Source organism: Paenirhizobium daejeonense (assembly GCF_014280875.1).
Taxonomy (GTDB): domain Bacteria; phylum Pseudomonadota; class Alphaproteobacteria; order Rhizobiales; family Rhizobiaceae; genus Allorhizobium; species Allorhizobium daejeonense.
This window is the reverse complement of the sequence record NZ_JACLAL010000001.1, coordinates 646630-660643: the sequence shown is the minus strand read 5'-3', so window position 1 is coordinate 660643 and position 14014 is coordinate 646630. Positions and strand designations below refer to the sequence as shown.

General features: G+C 61.8%; 15 protein-coding genes. 10 read left to right on the top strand and 5 right to left on the bottom strand.

Annotated features, from left to right (window positions below):
* Positions 1-28: 28 nt before the first annotated feature.
* Entirely contained in the window at positions 29-916 is an 888-nt protein-coding gene (locus H4I99_RS03185) for a DMT family transporter (RefSeq protein ID WP_163904506.1), read from the top strand.
* 2 nt (positions 917-918) lie between these two features.
* Here the strand turns inward: H4I99_RS03185 and H4I99_RS03180 are convergent, their stop codons facing one another.
* Positions 919-1671, bottom strand: coding sequence for a glycoside hydrolase family 25 protein (locus H4I99_RS03180; RefSeq protein WP_163904504.1), 753 nt, complete (start codon positions 1669-1671; stop codon positions 919-921).
* Positions 1672-1879: 208 nt separating this feature from the next.
* Between H4I99_RS03180 and H4I99_RS03175 the strand changes: the two genes are divergently transcribed.
* The 7 genes from H4I99_RS03175 (at position 1880) to cimA (ending at position 8053) form a co-directional block, all read left to right on the top strand.
* Positions 1880-2284: a hypothetical protein gene (locus tag H4I99_RS03175; RefSeq protein WP_164490792.1), complete on the top strand. Its 405-nt coding sequence runs from the start codon at positions 1880-1882 to the stop codon at positions 2282-2284.
* A gap of 214 nt (positions 2285-2498) precedes the next feature.
* Complete coding sequence (gene cysS, locus H4I99_RS03170; protein ID WP_163904502.1) at positions 2499-3920, top strand: cysteine--tRNA ligase; 1422 nt, start codon at positions 2499-2501, stop codon at positions 3918-3920.
* Positions 3917-4312: a VOC family protein gene (locus tag H4I99_RS03165; protein WP_425314351.1), complete on the top strand. Its 396-nt coding sequence runs from the start codon at positions 3917-3919 to the stop codon at positions 4310-4312. The genes cysS and H4I99_RS03165 overlap by 4 nt, the downstream gene beginning before the upstream one ends.
* Before the next feature lie 4 nt (positions 4313-4316).
* Positions 4317-4811, top strand: a complete 495-nt coding sequence (locus H4I99_RS03160) for a GFA family protein (protein ID WP_163904500.1) — start codon at positions 4317-4319, stop codon at positions 4809-4811.
* Between the two features lie 125 nt (positions 4812-4936).
* A complete protein-coding gene (locus H4I99_RS03155; protein ID WP_163904498.1) occupies positions 4937-5401 on the top strand; it encodes a GFA family protein in 465 nt (154 codons plus the stop codon).
* Positions 5402-5404: 3 nt separating this feature from the next.
* Positions 5405-6364 carry a prolyl aminopeptidase gene (gene pip, locus H4I99_RS03150; protein WP_163904495.1) on the top strand — a complete coding sequence of 320 codons (960 nt, stop codon included), beginning with the start codon at positions 5405-5407 and terminating at the stop codon, positions 6362-6364.
* Between the two features lie 72 nt (positions 6365-6436).
* Positions 6437-8053 (top strand): citramalate synthase, encoded by a 1617-nt coding sequence (gene cimA / locus H4I99_RS03145; protein ID WP_163904493.1) that lies wholly within the window; start codon positions 6437-6439, stop codon positions 8051-8053.
* Positions 8054-8077: 24 nt separating this feature from the next.
* Here the strand turns inward: cimA and H4I99_RS03140 are convergent, their stop codons facing one another.
* Together H4I99_RS03140 and H4I99_RS03135 are read right to left on the bottom strand one after the other, a co-directional pair.
* On the bottom strand, positions 8078-9112 hold the full coding sequence (locus tag H4I99_RS03140) for an aldo/keto reductase (RefSeq protein ID WP_163904491.1): 1035 nt from the start codon (positions 9110-9112) through the stop codon (positions 8078-8080).
* 58 nt (positions 9113-9170) lie between these two features.
* Complete coding sequence (locus H4I99_RS03135; RefSeq protein WP_163904489.1) at positions 9171-10346, bottom strand: MFS transporter; 1176 nt, start codon at positions 10344-10346, stop codon at positions 9171-9173.
* A gap of 101 nt (positions 10347-10447) precedes the next feature.
* Here H4I99_RS03135 and H4I99_RS03130 point away from each other — a divergent pair, with 101 nt between their 5' ends.
* The gene (locus tag H4I99_RS03130; protein WP_163904488.1) at positions 10448-11353 is read left to right on the top strand and encodes a LysR family transcriptional regulator; all 906 of its coding nucleotides are present in this window, start codon (positions 10448-10450) and stop codon (positions 11351-11353) included.
* A gap of 24 nt (positions 11354-11377) precedes the next feature.
* On the opposite strand, the gene H4I99_RS03125 is transcribed toward H4I99_RS03130, so the two are convergent.
* Positions 11378-12289 carry a protein-L-isoaspartate O-methyltransferase family protein gene (locus H4I99_RS03125; RefSeq protein ID WP_163904486.1) on the bottom strand — a complete coding sequence of 304 codons (912 nt, stop codon included), beginning with the start codon at positions 12287-12289 and terminating at the stop codon, positions 11378-11380.
* Between the two features lie 157 nt (positions 12290-12446).
* On the opposite strand from H4I99_RS03125, the gene rarD reads away from it, so the two are divergent.
* Positions 12447-13355, top strand: coding sequence for an EamA family transporter RarD (rarD, locus tag H4I99_RS03120; protein ID WP_163904484.1), 909 nt, complete (start codon positions 12447-12449; stop codon positions 13353-13355).
* Positions 13356-13370: 15 nt separating this feature from the next.
* Here rarD and H4I99_RS03115 read toward each other — a convergent pair whose 3' ends face one another.
* Positions 13371-13991, bottom strand: coding sequence for an LOG family protein (locus H4I99_RS03115; RefSeq protein WP_163904482.1), 621 nt, complete (start codon positions 13989-13991; stop codon positions 13371-13373).
* Between the last annotated feature and the right edge of the window lie 23 nt (positions 13992-14014).

Below are 14014 nucleotides of genomic sequence, written 5' to 3'. Positions count from 1 at the left end.
CGGCTATTATCCTTTTTCAGAGTGCCCTATGCGTCCCAGAGATATCGCAGCCTACAGCTTCCTCGCGTTTGCCTGGGGCTTGTCGTTTCTGCTGCTGCTGAAGGTCGTCCATGCCTTCGGCTGGATCGGCGCGGTCACGTTCCGCTGCTTTCTTGCTGGCCTCATACTGCTCATTGCGGCCAAGCTCACCCGACGCAAGCTGGATTTCAGCGCCGGCTGGCTGCCGCTTTTGATCGTCGGCGCGACTACGGTTGCGGGACAGCTCATCGGTCTTTCCTATTCCACGCCGCTGATCGGCACCGCGATGGCCGCGATCTTCGTTGCCGCCATTCCCCTTTTCTCGATGATTATCGGACAGCTCTGGGGCATCGAACGGATCACGCCGCCGCGTGTCATCGGTCTGCTGCTCGGCACGATCGGCATCGTCATGCTGGTCGGCTTCCCGGCGGTTCCAATCGATGCCTCCTTCCTGCTCGGCTGCGTCGGGATGCTGTTTTCGACTTTCTCTGCCGCGTTCGGCAGCAATTATGCCAGCCGCTACCTCCGCAACACCGGCGCATGGGAGGTCACCATCGGCTCGTTCCTCTGGGGCGGGCTGCTGACGTTGCCGCTGATCTATTTCGTACCGGTGCCCGCCTCGCCCGCCGCAATCGATTACCTCTATATCGTTGTGCTCGCCGGGGTCATGAGTTCGCTCACCTATGTCGTCTATTTCGGCCTAGTCAGCCGCATCGGCGCCACCCGCACGATCAGCGTCGAGTTTGCAGTGACTGTCGTTGCCGTCCTCATTGGCGCACTGGTGCTTGGCGAACAACTGACGGCGATGCAGCTTGTCGGGGCGGCGATCATCATCGCCGGCTGTTCGCTTGTGCTTGGCTTGCTGCCGCTGAAACCCAAGACGCAGGTGGCGAACTGATCTCAGTTCTTCGCCACAACAGGCGCGAAGAGACGGGAGAAGCCGTTTTCCGAGGGGCATAGGACATTCAGGTCAACCGGTCCCTCTATGCCATCGAGCATGCCGTTATCGGCGAACTGCCAGATGGACCATTCCTTGCAACCCTCCTGCTCCAGCGGCCGGGAAATACTCCGCAGCCAGAGATAATGCTCGGGAAAGAGCGTTTCGTTACCCTTGAGATACTGGTCGTAGAACTCCTGCGTCACATAGAAGATCGGCTTTTGCGGGGACACGCCTGAAAACTCGGTCAGGAAGGCGTTCAGTTCGCCCGCCAGTTCGTCGACCGTCGGCACCTTGTCGCAATTTCCATGAAACTCGATGTCGACCGCGATCGGCAGCGTCCCCTCCTCCCTTGGAACCGTGGCGATGACGTTCCGGGCCTGATCCCGGCCCGGACGGCAGAAGGTGAAGAAATGATAGGCGCCCCGAACGAGGCCGGCATCCTTCGCCTGCCTCCAGTTTTCCGCGAACCTGCGATCCCTGAAATCGCCGCCCTCGGTCGCCTTCATGATGGCAAAGCGGACATTGGGAAGGGCCGCGACCTTCCGCCAGTCGATTTCGCCCTGATGATGGCTGACGTCGATGCCCTGGATCGGGAAGTCTTCAAGCGATGGAGGAGTGAAACGAACCATGGCGCGATCATAAAGGAGAGAGCCAGCGATTGCAGCCGCAAGCACGACCGATCCGACCAACCAGACGCCTGTCGTCCTCTTCATCCGCAGTTCTCCTCCCTCGCCTGATCACGATCCGGGCTAGGGAAACTTTGCGCCGGGAGTGTGACGCATTCGAATACCCTCCCCTGCGGCCGCGGCACCGCGCTCGACCATTCTTGGTATCGACGGCGAAAGCCATGCTTGTTCCCTTCCCTTTGCCAATGGTTGCGATAGGTTCCCGCCCATTCTGGAAAAGGAAAGCAGAGCCTCGATGTCGATCCTGAAATACGCAGCGGTTGCCTTTTGCCTCGTCTCCACCCCGGCCCTCGCCGACGACCTGGTCGCGCTTAGCACCACAGCCACGTCGATCACCGGTGACATCAGCTTCGATGACTTTGAAATCGTCTTCGAAAACGGCAAGAAGCTGGTGTTCGATGAACTGATCGCGGACAACTTTATTGTCAATGGCAAGAAGGTTCCGGCATCCGTTTACAGCGTCAAGGGAACCGCAAATCCGAAGCTCCTGAACGGCAATCGCCTATGCGGCACAAGCCCCGTTACCTATCTCGCCTCGTGGCTCGACGACGACGTCACCATGATCGCGGTGTTCGAAACGCAGGACGCTCCGCAGAGTGACGAAGACATGTGCGCGCTCTACACCTATGTCTATCCCTGACGGGTGTCAGGGACACTCGCGAGCGGCGATCACGAGCACTTGACCTCGCGCCTGAGCCGCGCCATAACACCGCGCATGAAAACGAGCATCTGCATTATTTGCGGGACTATTATTCGCTAGCGCAAACGCTGGCCCGGCCGTTTTCGTCTCCTGTTCAAGTCCCAGATGACAAACGCTCCGGTCCAGCCGGGCAATTGCATTCCGGGAGACAGACATGGCCGCAGGCCTCAAGCTTTACAACACGCTGACACGCGAGAAGATCGATTTCGTACCGATCGATCGGAACAATGTCCGCATGTATGTCTGCGGCCCCACCGTCTATGACTACGCCCATATCGGCAATGCCCGCCCGGTCATCGTCTTCGACGTACTCTACCGGCTGCTGCGCCACATCTACGGCAAGGATCACGTCACCTATGTGCGCAACATCACGGACGTCGACGACAAGATCAACGCGCGTGCGCTGCGCGACTATCCGAACCTGCCGCTGAACGAGGCGATCCGCGCGGTTACGGAAAAGACCGAGGACCAGTTTCACGCCGATGTGGCGGCCCTCGGCTGCCTGTCGCCGGATGTGGAACCGCGCGCGACCGACAATATCGCGCAGATGATCGAGATCATCCAGAAACTCCTCGATAAAGGACACGCCTATGTGGCGACAGGTTCCGAGGGCCAGGAAGTGCTGTTTTCCACCACGTCGATGGCGGACTACGGCCAGCTTTCCAAGCGCAAGCTCGAGGATCAGCAGGCAGGCGCGCGCGTTGCCGTCGAGGTCCACAAGAAGAACCCCGCCGACTTCGTTCTCTGGAAGGCGTCTGCGGCGACGGAGCCCGGCTGGCCAGCCGATTTCACCATCGACGGCGGCAAGGTCGCGATCTACGGCCGTCCCGGCTGGCATATCGAATGCTCGGCCATGTCCGGTCGCTATCTCGGCGATGTGTTCGACATTCACGGCGGCGGGCTGGACCTGATCTTCCCCCACCATGAAAACGAGATCGCCCAGTCGCGTTGCGCCCACGGCACCCATGTCATGGCGAATGTGTGGATGCATAACGGCTTCGTGCAGGTCGAAGGCCGCAAGATGTCGAAGTCGGAAGGCAACTTCGTCACCATCCACGAATTGCTGGCAACTGAGAAATTCGGTGGCCGCAAATGGCCGGGCGAAGTGCTCAGGCTCGCCATGCTGATGACCCATTACCGCGAGCCGATCGACTTTTCCGTCAAGCGGCTGGAGGAAGCCGAACGCCTGCTCGCCAAGTGGCCTGTTGCCGATGTTGGCGATGTCGCACCGGATGCGACCGTCATCGAGGCGCTAGGCGACGACCTGAACACGGTTTCGGCCGTGCAGGCGCTGCATGCCCTTGCGCAGGCCGCCAATGCGGACCCGTCGAAGCTTGGCGTTTTCGCGGCGAGCGCAGCACTTCTCGGGGTGACGCCGAAGAAGGCCGAAGTAAGCGACGATCTCTCGGCCGCGGTCGAGGCCCTCGTCCAGATGCGGCTTGAAATGCTGAAGGCGAAGAACTTCGCCGAGGCCGACAAGATCCGCGACGACCTCGCCGCCCGGGGCATCCAGCTCAAGGACGGCAAGGACAAGGAGACCGGAGAACGGGTCACCACATGGGAGGTCAAGCGATGAGCGAACGCATGATGGACCACATGTCCCTGCATGTGGAAGACCTTCCGGCGATGAGGGTCTTCTATGAAAAGGCCTGTGCGCCGCTCGGCATCTCCGTCGTCATGCAGGTGACGAAGGAAATGACCGGCTATGCCGACATGGCTGGTTTCGGCGGCCACAAGCCGTTCCTCTGGCTGGTCGGCACCGAGAAGACCACGCCTCCCCTGCACATGGCACTTAAAGCCGAGACCCGCGCCGAGGTCGATGCCTTCTACGCCGCAGCGATTGCCGCAGGTGGGCGGGACAACGGCAGGCCCGGCATCCGCGAACATTACCACCCCAACTATTACGCCGCCTTCGTCATCGACCCGGAAGGGCACAATCTCGAAGCCGTCTGCCAGAAGCCGGAGTGAAGCCATGAGCGCCGCATTAAAACCGACCTATACCGGCGGCTGTCAGTGCGGTGCGGTGCGTTTTCGCGTCACCGGGGCGCTCACCGATTCCTCGATCTGCCATTGTCGCATGTGCCAGAAGGCTTTCGGCGCCTATTACGCGCCGCTGGTCTCCACCCGCGGGGCGAAGCTCGAATGGACCCGCGGCGAACCGAAGCGTTTCCGCTCCTCCAACTTCGCGCTGCGCGGCTTCTGCGAGAATTGCGGCACGCCACTGACCTATGAAGCCCCTGACGGCATAGCGGTCGCGGCCGGCGCTTTCGACGATCCGTCGCTTTTGCCGCCGACCGTACAGTTCGGGACGGAAGGCAAGATCGGCTTCGTCGATCACCTGCACGAACTGCCGGGGCATCGCACCGAAGAGGATGCGGAAGCCGCACCCTTCGTGCTGGAGATCGTTTCCTACCAGCATCCCGACCACGACACCGATGGCGACTGGCCGAGGGAGGAAACCCGATGAGTGAGAAGAACCCCAATACCCAGATGCCGAAATGGCTGCTCTACGGCCTGATCGGCAAGGGTGTGCTCGTTGCCGTCATCACCATCGGCGTCGTCGCCTATGTGGCCTTGCGCTAGGAGAAGAACATGGAAGGCGTATTTACCGGTGGATGCCAGTGTGGCGCGGTGCGGTTTCGGGCGGAAAAGCTGGGGCGGCCGTCGATCTGCCATTGCCGCATGTGCCAGAAGGCGTTCGGCGGCTTTTTCGGTGCGCTCGTCACAGCAGACCACGCGCATCTGACATGGACGCGCGGCCAACCCACCCTCTTCCGTTCGTCGGCCAAGGTGAAGCGCGGCTTCTGCCAGAAATGCGGCACCCCGCTTTCCTACCATGCGGGAGAGGGCATCGAGCTTGCCATCGGCGCCTTCGATCACCCGGAACTGCTGGAGCCGCAGGTACAGGTCAACCATGACAAGCGCCTGCCGTGGATCGATCACCTTTTCGAGAAGCCCGCCGTGAAAACGCCTGAGATGGAGGCCTTCTTCGCATCCGTGGTTTCAAACCAGCATCCCGACCATGATACGGCGGTCTGGCCGCCGGAAGAGGATTGATCGATGACCAGCCAATTGCGCGGCTTCTACCCCGAAATCGAACCCTACGAGACCGGATTTCTCGACGTCGGTGACGGCCACACCATCTATTGGGAACGCGTCGGCACGAAGGGCGGCAAGCCCGCCGTCTTCCTGCATGGTGGCCCGGGTGGCGGATCGAGCCCGACCCAGCGCCGCCTCTTCGACCCGGCGGTCTATGACCTGCTGCTGTTCGACCAGCGCGGTTGCGGCAAGTCCACCCCGCATGCCTCGCTGGAAGCCAACACCACGTGGCATCTGGTGGCCGATATCGAGCGCCTGCGCGAGATGGTCGGCGTCGACCAGTGGCTGGTGTTCGGCGGCTCCTGGGGCTCGACGCTGGGGCTCGCCTATGCCGAAACCCATCCTGATCGGGTTTCCGAACTGGTGCTGCGCGGCATCTATACGCTGACCACGCCCGAGCTCCTCTGGTACTACCAGTTCGGCGTGTCGGAAATGTTCCCGGACCGCTGGGAGATGTTCCAGGCCCCCATCCCGGAAGGCGAGCGCCACGACATGATGGGCGCCTACCGCAAATACCTTACCGGCAGCGACCGCAAGAAGCAGCTCGAATGTGCGATCGCCTGGAGCACGTGGGAGGGCGCGACCATCACGCTTTTGCCAAACCCGGATTATGCCGCCCATTTCGGCGAGGACGACTATGCGATCGCGTTTGCGCGCATCGAGAACCACTTCTTCGTCCATGCCGGCTGGATGGAGGAAGGCCAATTGCTGCGCGATGCCCACAAGCTTCAGGATATTCCGGGCGTCATCGTCCATGGACGTTACGACATGCCCTGCCCGGCCAAATATGCCTGGCAGCTTCACAAGGCCTGGCCGAAGGCGGACTTCCATCTGATCGAAGGCGCCGGCCATGCCTTTCTGGAACCCGGCATTCTCGACCAGCTCATCCGCGCGACCGACAGGTTTGCCGGGAAAGATTGAACAAAGGAATCCCCCTTTGGCCGGCAAGCCAGAGGGGGGAAATAGACGACGACTGCCTGGGGAGGCGAACACATGACACGCGAGAAAATCTATCTCTTCGACACGACATTGCGCGATGGCCAACAGACACCGGGCATCGACTTTTCGGTCGAGGACAAGATTGCGATTGCGGCCATGCTGGATGAGTTCGGGCTTGATTATGTCGAAGGCGGCTATCCCGGCGCCAATCCGACCGACACGGCCTTCTTTACGAAGAAACGCACCGAGCGCGCCGGCTTCGTCGCCTTCGGCATGACCAAGCGCGCCGGTGTTTCGGTCTCAAACGATCCGGGCATCTCGCAGCTTCTGCAGGCGAAGGCCGACGCCGTCTGCTTCGTCGCCAAGAGCTGGGACTACCACGTCAAGGTGGCGCTCGGCTGCACCAATGAGGAAAATCTCGATGCGATCCGCGAGAGCGTCGAGGCGGCCATCGGGGCCGGCAAGACCGCCATGGTCGATTGCGAGCATTTCTTCGATGGCTACAAGGCCAATCCGCAATATGCGCTCGCCTGCGCCCGCACCGCCTATGATGCCGGTGCCCGCTGGGTGGTGCTGTGCGACACCAATGGTGGAACGCAGCCGCCCGAGATCCGCGACATCATCGCCGCCGTCATTGCGGCCGGCGTGCCCGGCTCCTCGCTCGGCATCCATGCCCATAACGACACCGGACAGGCGGTCGCCAATTCGCTTGCCGCCGTCGAGGCCGGCGTGCGGCAGATTCAGGGAACGCTGAACGGCATCGGCGAACGCTGCGGCAACGCAAATCTGGTAACGATCATCCCGACGCTCTGTCTGAAGGAAACCTATGCGTCGCGGTTCACCACCGCGATCGATACCGAAAAGCTAGTGGAGCTGACCCGTCTCTCGCATTCCTTCGACGAGCTGCTGAACCGCTCCCCGGATCATCAGGCACCCTATGTCGGCGCGTCCGCCTTCGCCACCAAGGCCGGCATCCATGCCTCCGCCCTGCTCAAGGATCCGAAGACCTACGAGCATGTCGAGCCGCAGAGCGTCGGCAACTTCCGCAAGGTCATGGTGTCAGATCAGGGCGGGAAGGCCAATTTCATCAACGAGTTGAAACGCCGCGGCATCGCCGTTGAAAAGGACGATCCGAAGCTCGATCAGCTCATCTCCATCGTCAAGGAACGAGAAGCCTCCGGCTATGCCTATGAGGGCGCCGATGCGAGCTTCGAGCTTCTCGCCCGCCGCACGCTCGGCACCGTGCCGAGTTTCTTTTCTGTCGAAGGCTTCCGGGTGATGGTCGAGCGGCGCTTCGACGCCAACGGTCATCTGAAGACCATTTCCGAAGCGGTCGTAAAGCTCGCCATCGACGGCAACAGGGTCATGTCGGTGGCGGAAGGCGACGGCCCGGTCAACGCGCTCGACCTCGCGCTGCGCAAGGATCTCGGCAAGTATCAGACCGAGATCGACGATCTCGAACTGGTCGACTTCAAGGTGCGCATCCTCAATGGCGGCACGGAGGCCATCACCCGGGTCCTGATCGAATCCACCGATAATACCGGCATGCGCTGGTGGACGGTCGGCGTTTCGGAAAACATCATCGATGCCTCGTTCCAGGCGCTGATGGATTCTGTCGTATACAAGCTGATGAAGAACCGGCAGCTTGCAGGAAAGATCGCCGCCGAATGATCGGCGGCGACCGTAACGGACGCGTCAAACGGCCGGCGGGTTGAGGCGGGCAAAGCCCTCCTGCCGGAAGTAGGGGAAATGCGGATAGGATGCGTCGGTGACGCTTGCCGCATCGAGCACCGCAATCTGCTCCGCCGTCAGGCTCCAGCCGACAGCGCCGAGGTTCTGACGCAACTGCTCCTCATTGCGCGCGCCGATGATGACCGATGAGACGGTCGGACGCGACAGGAGCCAGTTCAGCGCGATCTGCGGTACGGTCTTGCCGGTTTCCCCGGCGATTGCCTCAAGAGCGTCGACGACGCGATAGAGCCGCTCGTCATCCACCGGCGGTCCGAAGGCCGCGGTTTCGTGCAGACGGCTCTTTTCCGGGAGGGGTGCGCCGCGGCGGATCTTGCCGGTGAGACGGCCCCAGCCGAGCGGGCTCCAGACCATGGCGCCCACGCCCTGATCGAGACCAAGCGGCATCAGGTCCCATTCGTAGTCGCGGCCGACCAGCGAATAATAGACCTGGTTCGCCACGTAGCGCGGCCAGCCATGACGGTCGGCGGCAGCGAGCGACTTCATGATCTGCCAGCCGGCGAAATTGGAGACGCCGACGTAACGGACCTTGCCGGCATTCACGAGACGGTCGAGCGTCGACAGCACTTCTTCGACCGGCGTGGAGGCATCGAAGGCGTGAAGCTGCAGCAGGTCGATGTAATCAGTGCCGAGCCGGCGGAGAGCGCCATCGACGCTGGTCACCAGGCGAGCGGAAGACGTGCCCCATTCTGCAGGACCGTCACCCATCGGCAGGCCGGTCTTGGTGGAAATCAGCACCTCGCCGCGCCGGCCCTTGATCGCCTGACCGAGCACTTCCTCCGACGCGCCGGCGGAATAGACGTCCGCGGTATCGAAGAGGTTCACGCCCGCATCGAGGCAGATATCCACCAGACGGCGGGCCTCGGCGGCATCGGAGTTGCCCCAGGCACCGAATAGCGGGCCGGAGCCGCCGAAGGTGCCGCAGCCGAAGCTCAGGGCCGGAACGCGGAGACCCGAGGCTCCCAGACGACGATATTCCATATGACTATCCTTTCCTTGTGGATCGATGGAAACGAGAAGAAAGAGGGCGCGCGCCCTTTCAGACGTGAGCCGGTTCTGCAGCCGGTCGCCTTGCTTCGCGGCGCATGGCAATGACGGCCAGCAACAAGCCTGCTGCCGGGAAGACGGCGGCAACGAGCGGCAGATGGGCAAGGCCCGGACCGTGGTCGATGGAGAGCCCGCCGACCCAGGCGCCGATGGCGTTGCCGAGATTGAAGGCGGCAATGTTAAGACTGGATGCGAGCGCCTGTCCCACGCCTTCGGCCTTCTGCAGGATGCGAAGCTGAAGCGGGGCGACCGTTGCGAAACCTGCCGCACCGAGCAGGCCGACCATGACGGCAGCAACCGGCTGGATTCCCATCAGGAACTCCATGGCGATGAGAACGACGCCGAGGGCACCAAGCGAGAGCAAAAGCGCGCGATCGAGATTACGGTCCGCCAGACGACCGCCGAGAAGGTTGCCGACGATCAGTCCGCCGCCGAAGAGCAGCAGGATCGGTGAAACCGCCGCTTCGCTGAAGCCGCTGATCTGGGTCAGGATCGGAGCAATGAAGGTGAAGACGGCGAAGACCGCGGCGAAACCCAGTACCGTCATGGCAAGGCTGGTCACGACCGGCTCGCTGAAGAGCACCGAGAGCGTGCCGGCTTCTTCCTGCTTGTTGGCGGAGGTTTCTTCATTGGGCAGGAAAAGGGCAAGGACTGCGACCGCGATGACGCCGACGACGGCGACGGCCCAGAAGGTCATGCGCCAACCATATTCCTGTCCGAGCCAGGTTCCGAACGGAACGCCGGCGATATTGGCGACCGTCAGGCCGGTGAACATGACGGCGATGGCCGAGGCCCGACGATCTTCCGTAACCAGTCCGGTGGCGACGACGGAGCCGACGCCGAAGAAGGTACCGTGAGCAAGCGCCGTCACCAGACGGGCGACCATCAGCGCCTCGAAGGTCGGGGCGAGCGCACAGGCGATGTTTCCGATGGTGAAAATCACCATGAGCATGAGCAATGTGGTGCGGGGCTTCATCCGGCCGGAAAAGGCCGTCAGAACCGGCGCACCGACAACGACGCCGAGCGCATAGCCGGAGATCAGCAGGCCGGCGGTCGCGATGGAAATGCCGAGATCGCGGCTCACGTCGATCAACAATCCCATGATGACGAATTCCGTGACACCGATGCCAAAGGCTCCGGCTGTCAGTGCATAGAGGGCAAGAGGCATTGGATCATCCTTTCTGATGCCGAGTGCCCTTCAGATAGACAAGAGAGCTTCAGTGAAATAGTCTGCCTTGAAGAACAATATCTATGAGATGAATTCACAAAGTGGCCAGACAGGACATCAACAGGTCCGGCGAGATGGAAGTCTTCGTGCAGGTGGTGGAGCGTGGCGGCTTTTCCGCCGCCGCCCGTGTCAGCCGCATGACGCCATCGGCAGTGAGCAAGCTGGTTGCCCGCCTGGAAACCCGGCTTGGCACCCGCCTCGTCAACCGCTCGACCCGCAAGCTGCTGCTGACGCCGGAAGGCCGCGCCTTCTACGAGCGTTCCGTGCGTATTCTCGCGGACATGGACGAGGCTGAGCGAAGCGCTGCCTCGCTCGACAATCCGCGCGGGCTGATCCGCATCAACACCAGCGCCGCCTACGGCACCCATGTACTCTCCCGCATTCTGTCACGCTTTCTCTGTGATTATCCCGGCATTTCCGTGGAAATCGTACAGACGGACCTCGTGGTCGATCTTCTGGCCGAGCGGGCGGATATCGCTGTCCGCGCCGGACCGATGACCAGTTCCAGCCTCATTGCCCGCAAACTCGGCGATACCCAATTGATGATCGTCGCGTCCCCGGACTATCTGGCACGCCACGGAACTCCTGTTACGGCTAACGATCTGGAACATCATTGCCGGCTGGGCTTCGGCTATGTCAGGGCCTTCTCGGACTGGGATGTTCCACAGGGCGACGGGATCGTCTCCGTTCCGGTTGCTGGACGCGTCAGCGCCAGCGATGGCGAAGCGCTCCGGCATCTGGCAATCGGCGGTACCGGCCTTGCGCGGCTTGCCGCCTTCACCGTGCGCGAGGATATCGCCGCCGGACGTCTCGTGCAGGTGCTCGATGACCCGCGAACCCGCCGCATCGAGGCCTTTCATGCGGTCTATGTCGGTCAGGGCGGGCATCTGCCGGCGCGCATCCGCGTGATGCTGGATTTTCTCTCCGAGCATGGCCGGGTATCCTGACACCGCTATATCCCAGCCCGGATGCTACCCGCCTTCCACGCTGACGGTTTCACCCACTGCTCCTCCGGGCGGATCGGTCGACAGCCCCCAGTCGGCCTCGGAATACCATTCTCCCGGCTCTTCCGGCTGGCGCCAGCGCAGGCTGCGCACCGCGCGCCAATTACCCCTGAAGGCGGTGCGAAGCCGGGCGTGGCTCGCCCAGTCGGAAAACTGCGCGCCTTCGGCCCAGATGAAGGACACGCTCTCGATGAAGTGCGCGGCGTAGCCCCCCTCCTCGCGACGGATGAGGAGATAACCAGCCATGCCGGAATAGACCGGTCCCTTATCCCTTTTCTCGAAAATCGGGACACCGAGCGGAAAGAGTAGCCGGCCGCCGGGTTTCAGCCGGTCAATCCATGGGCCAGCAGGCTGATCGACGGCGAAATTGACATAGACTATATCGACGTCCTCCCGCGGCCATTCCAGCCCGTTTCCTCTGACAACCTCGACATTCTCCCGCCCTCTCAGGCAGGCCTCGGCGCGGCCGGCAAGTTCATCGTCATATTCGATCGCCCTGACGTGCCCGGCGGCACCGACGAGCTCGGCGAGGATGGCGCTGTAATAGCCCGTGCCAGCGCCAATGTGAAAGATCCGTTCGCCTGGCTTCGGCGCAAGGGCGTGAATTCCCAGAGCATGCAGCGACGGGCTGCCATTGTTGACGCCGCGCGGCGCATCGAGGGCTATCAACACGTCATCATAGAGAAGGGCGACATCATTGGATGGCGCTTCACCATAGCCGCCCTGGTTGGAGACCATCCAGGGCGGTGGCCCGACGAAATCCTCGCGGGGAACTTGGGTGAAGGCACGAAGCAAGGCGGCGTCCGACGAAACGCCGGCCTTTTCCAGCATCCGTATCGCGTAATGACGCCGTTGTTCCACGGTTGAACCCTGCAGCATCTCCTGCCTCGTCAACAATGCCCCATCGCCCTACCCGACAGCCTGCCGCAGCGGTGGTTCAGATGCAATCAGCCATTGTTCACCGGAATGAATTTGTTCATTCGCAAACCTTCAGGTAACCGGGTGGGTCAAAAAGAAAAACTCGGGCGGAAATACCATGACGGACCCAGTTGCTCCGGCAATGAAGAATGAAGATAGCGCGCGAGGCTTTGCCTTCGCGCTGACGGCCTATGTCATCTGGGGCTTCCTGCCCCTGTTCATGAAGGCCGTCGCCCACATCCCACCAACGGAGGTGATCGCGCACCGGATTATCTGGTCGGTTCCGATCGCTGCCGGCGTGCTGCTCATCCTCCGGCGGACAGACGATCTGAAAGTGGCCCTTCGCTCGCCGCGCATCATTATGATGGCAGCGCTGACCGCGACACTGATCAGTATCAACTGGGGCCTCTACGTCTGGGCGATCGGCGCCGGCCGCGCGCTCGACACCGCGCTCGGCTATTTCATCAACCCACTGTTCTCTGTGTTTCTCGGAGCTGTGATGCTAAAAGAGAAACTCAAACCCGCGCAGATCGCGGCCATCGCACTCGCCGCCATCGCAGTGGCGATCCTGACCATCGAGGCAGGGTCGCTTCCCTGGGTGTCGCTCGGACTGACGGTGACCTGGGGCTTCTATGCTTTCTTCCGCAAGACGCTGCCAGTTGGTCCCAATCAGGGCTTTCTGCTGGAAGTGCTGCTGCTCAGCCTCCCTGCGCTCGGCTACATGGTCTATCTCGGGTTGTCCGGCCAGAGCCATTTCTTCACGACCAGCTCAACCGACACGCTGCTTTTGCTTTCGAGCGGTTTTGTCACCGCCTGCCCGCTGATCATCTATGCGAACGGCGCGAAGCTTCTCAGGCTCTCGACCATCGGCATCATGCAGTACATCGCGCCGACAATGATCTTCCTGATTGCCGTCTTCGTGTTCAAGGAACCGCTGGGCGCGGCACGCACGATCGCGTTCCCGTTGATCTGGGCTGCGCTCGTACTCTATTCGCTGCCGATGATCCGGGATTATCGCCGGCGCTGAAGCGCCGGCCTCACCTTAAAGTTTGGAAATCACTTCGCCGGCGCCGCCGGTATTGGCGGCAGCATCGAGCCGGTCGAGGATCGTCGGCACAACCTCCTCGACATCTGCGATGACGAGCGGCTGAACGCGGTGGCCGGTGTGGATGAAGCCCTGGTCGCGCATGTGACGGATGAGTTCCAGCATGGGGTCCCAGAAGCCGTTGACGTTGACGAAGACCATCGGTTTTTCATGGCGTCCGAGCTGGGCCCAAGTCATGATCTCTACGATTTCCTCAAGCGTGCCAATGCCACCCGGAAGCGTCACGAAGGCATCGGCGCGCTCGAACATCGCATGCTTGCGCGCATGCATGTCCGGCGTGATAATCAGGTCATCGAGCTGACCGAGGGAATGGCGTGTCGCCTCCATGTCGATAAGGAATTCCGGGATGATGCCGGTCACCTTGCCGCCGTTAGAGAGAACGCCACTTGCAACCGCCCCCATGATGCCCTTGGTGCCGCCGCCATAGACGAGACGCATCCCATGCGTGGCAATGGAACGGCCAAGCGCACGGCCGGCTTCAATGTAAGCGGGATCGCGTCCGGGCTGTGAGCCGCAGTAGACGCAGACGGATCGAATCGGAAATTTGTTTTCGGTCATGCCCCAAAAAACTATGCAGGGAC

Excerpts from the sequence above, each read along its gene's own strand:
- H4I99_RS03175 (WP_164490792.1), top strand. The coding sequence starts at position 1,880 with ATGTCGATCCTGAAATACGCAGCGGTTGCCTTTTGCCTCGTCTCCACC.
- rarD (WP_163904484.1), top strand. The coding sequence starts at position 12,447 with ATGACGGACCCAGTTGCTCCGGCAATGAAGAATGAAGATAGCGCGCGA.
- H4I99_RS03135 (WP_163904489.1), bottom strand. The coding sequence starts at position 10,346 with ATGCCTCTTGCCCTCTATGCACTGACAGCCGGAGCCTTTGGCATCGGT.
- H4I99_RS03155 (WP_163904498.1), top strand. The coding sequence starts at position 4,937 with ATGGAAGGCGTATTTACCGGTGGATGCCAGTGTGGCGCGGTGCGGTTT.
- cysS (WP_163904502.1), top strand. The coding sequence starts at position 2,499 with ATGGCCGCAGGCCTCAAGCTTTACAACACGCTGACACGCGAGAAGATC.
- H4I99_RS03125 (WP_163904486.1), bottom strand. The coding sequence starts at position 12,289 with ATGCTGCAGGGTTCAACCGTGGAACAACGGCGTCATTACGCGATACGG.
- pip (WP_163904495.1), top strand. The coding sequence starts at position 5,405 with ATGACCAGCCAATTGCGCGGCTTCTACCCCGAAATCGAACCCTACGAG.
- H4I99_RS03140 (WP_163904491.1), bottom strand. The coding sequence starts at position 9,112 with ATGGAATATCGTCGTCTGGGAGCCTCGGGTCTCCGCGTTCCGGCCCTG.
- H4I99_RS03180 (WP_163904504.1), bottom strand. The coding sequence starts at position 1,671 with ATGAAGAGGACGACAGGCGTCTGGTTGGTCGGATCGGTCGTGCTTGCG.
- H4I99_RS03165 (WP_425314351.1), top strand. The coding sequence starts at position 3,917 with ATGAGCGAACGCATGATGGACCACATGTCCCTGCATGTGGAAGACCTT.
- cimA (WP_163904493.1), top strand. The coding sequence starts at position 6,437 with ATGACACGCGAGAAAATCTATCTCTTCGACACGACATTGCGCGATGGC.
- H4I99_RS03160 (WP_163904500.1), top strand. The coding sequence starts at position 4,317 with ATGAGCGCCGCATTAAAACCGACCTATACCGGCGGCTGTCAGTGCGGT.
- H4I99_RS03185 (WP_163904506.1), top strand. The coding sequence starts at position 29 with ATGCGTCCCAGAGATATCGCAGCCTACAGCTTCCTCGCGTTTGCCTGG.
- H4I99_RS03115 (WP_163904482.1), bottom strand. The coding sequence starts at position 13,991 with ATGACCGAAAACAAATTTCCGATTCGATCCGTCTGCGTCTACTGCGGC.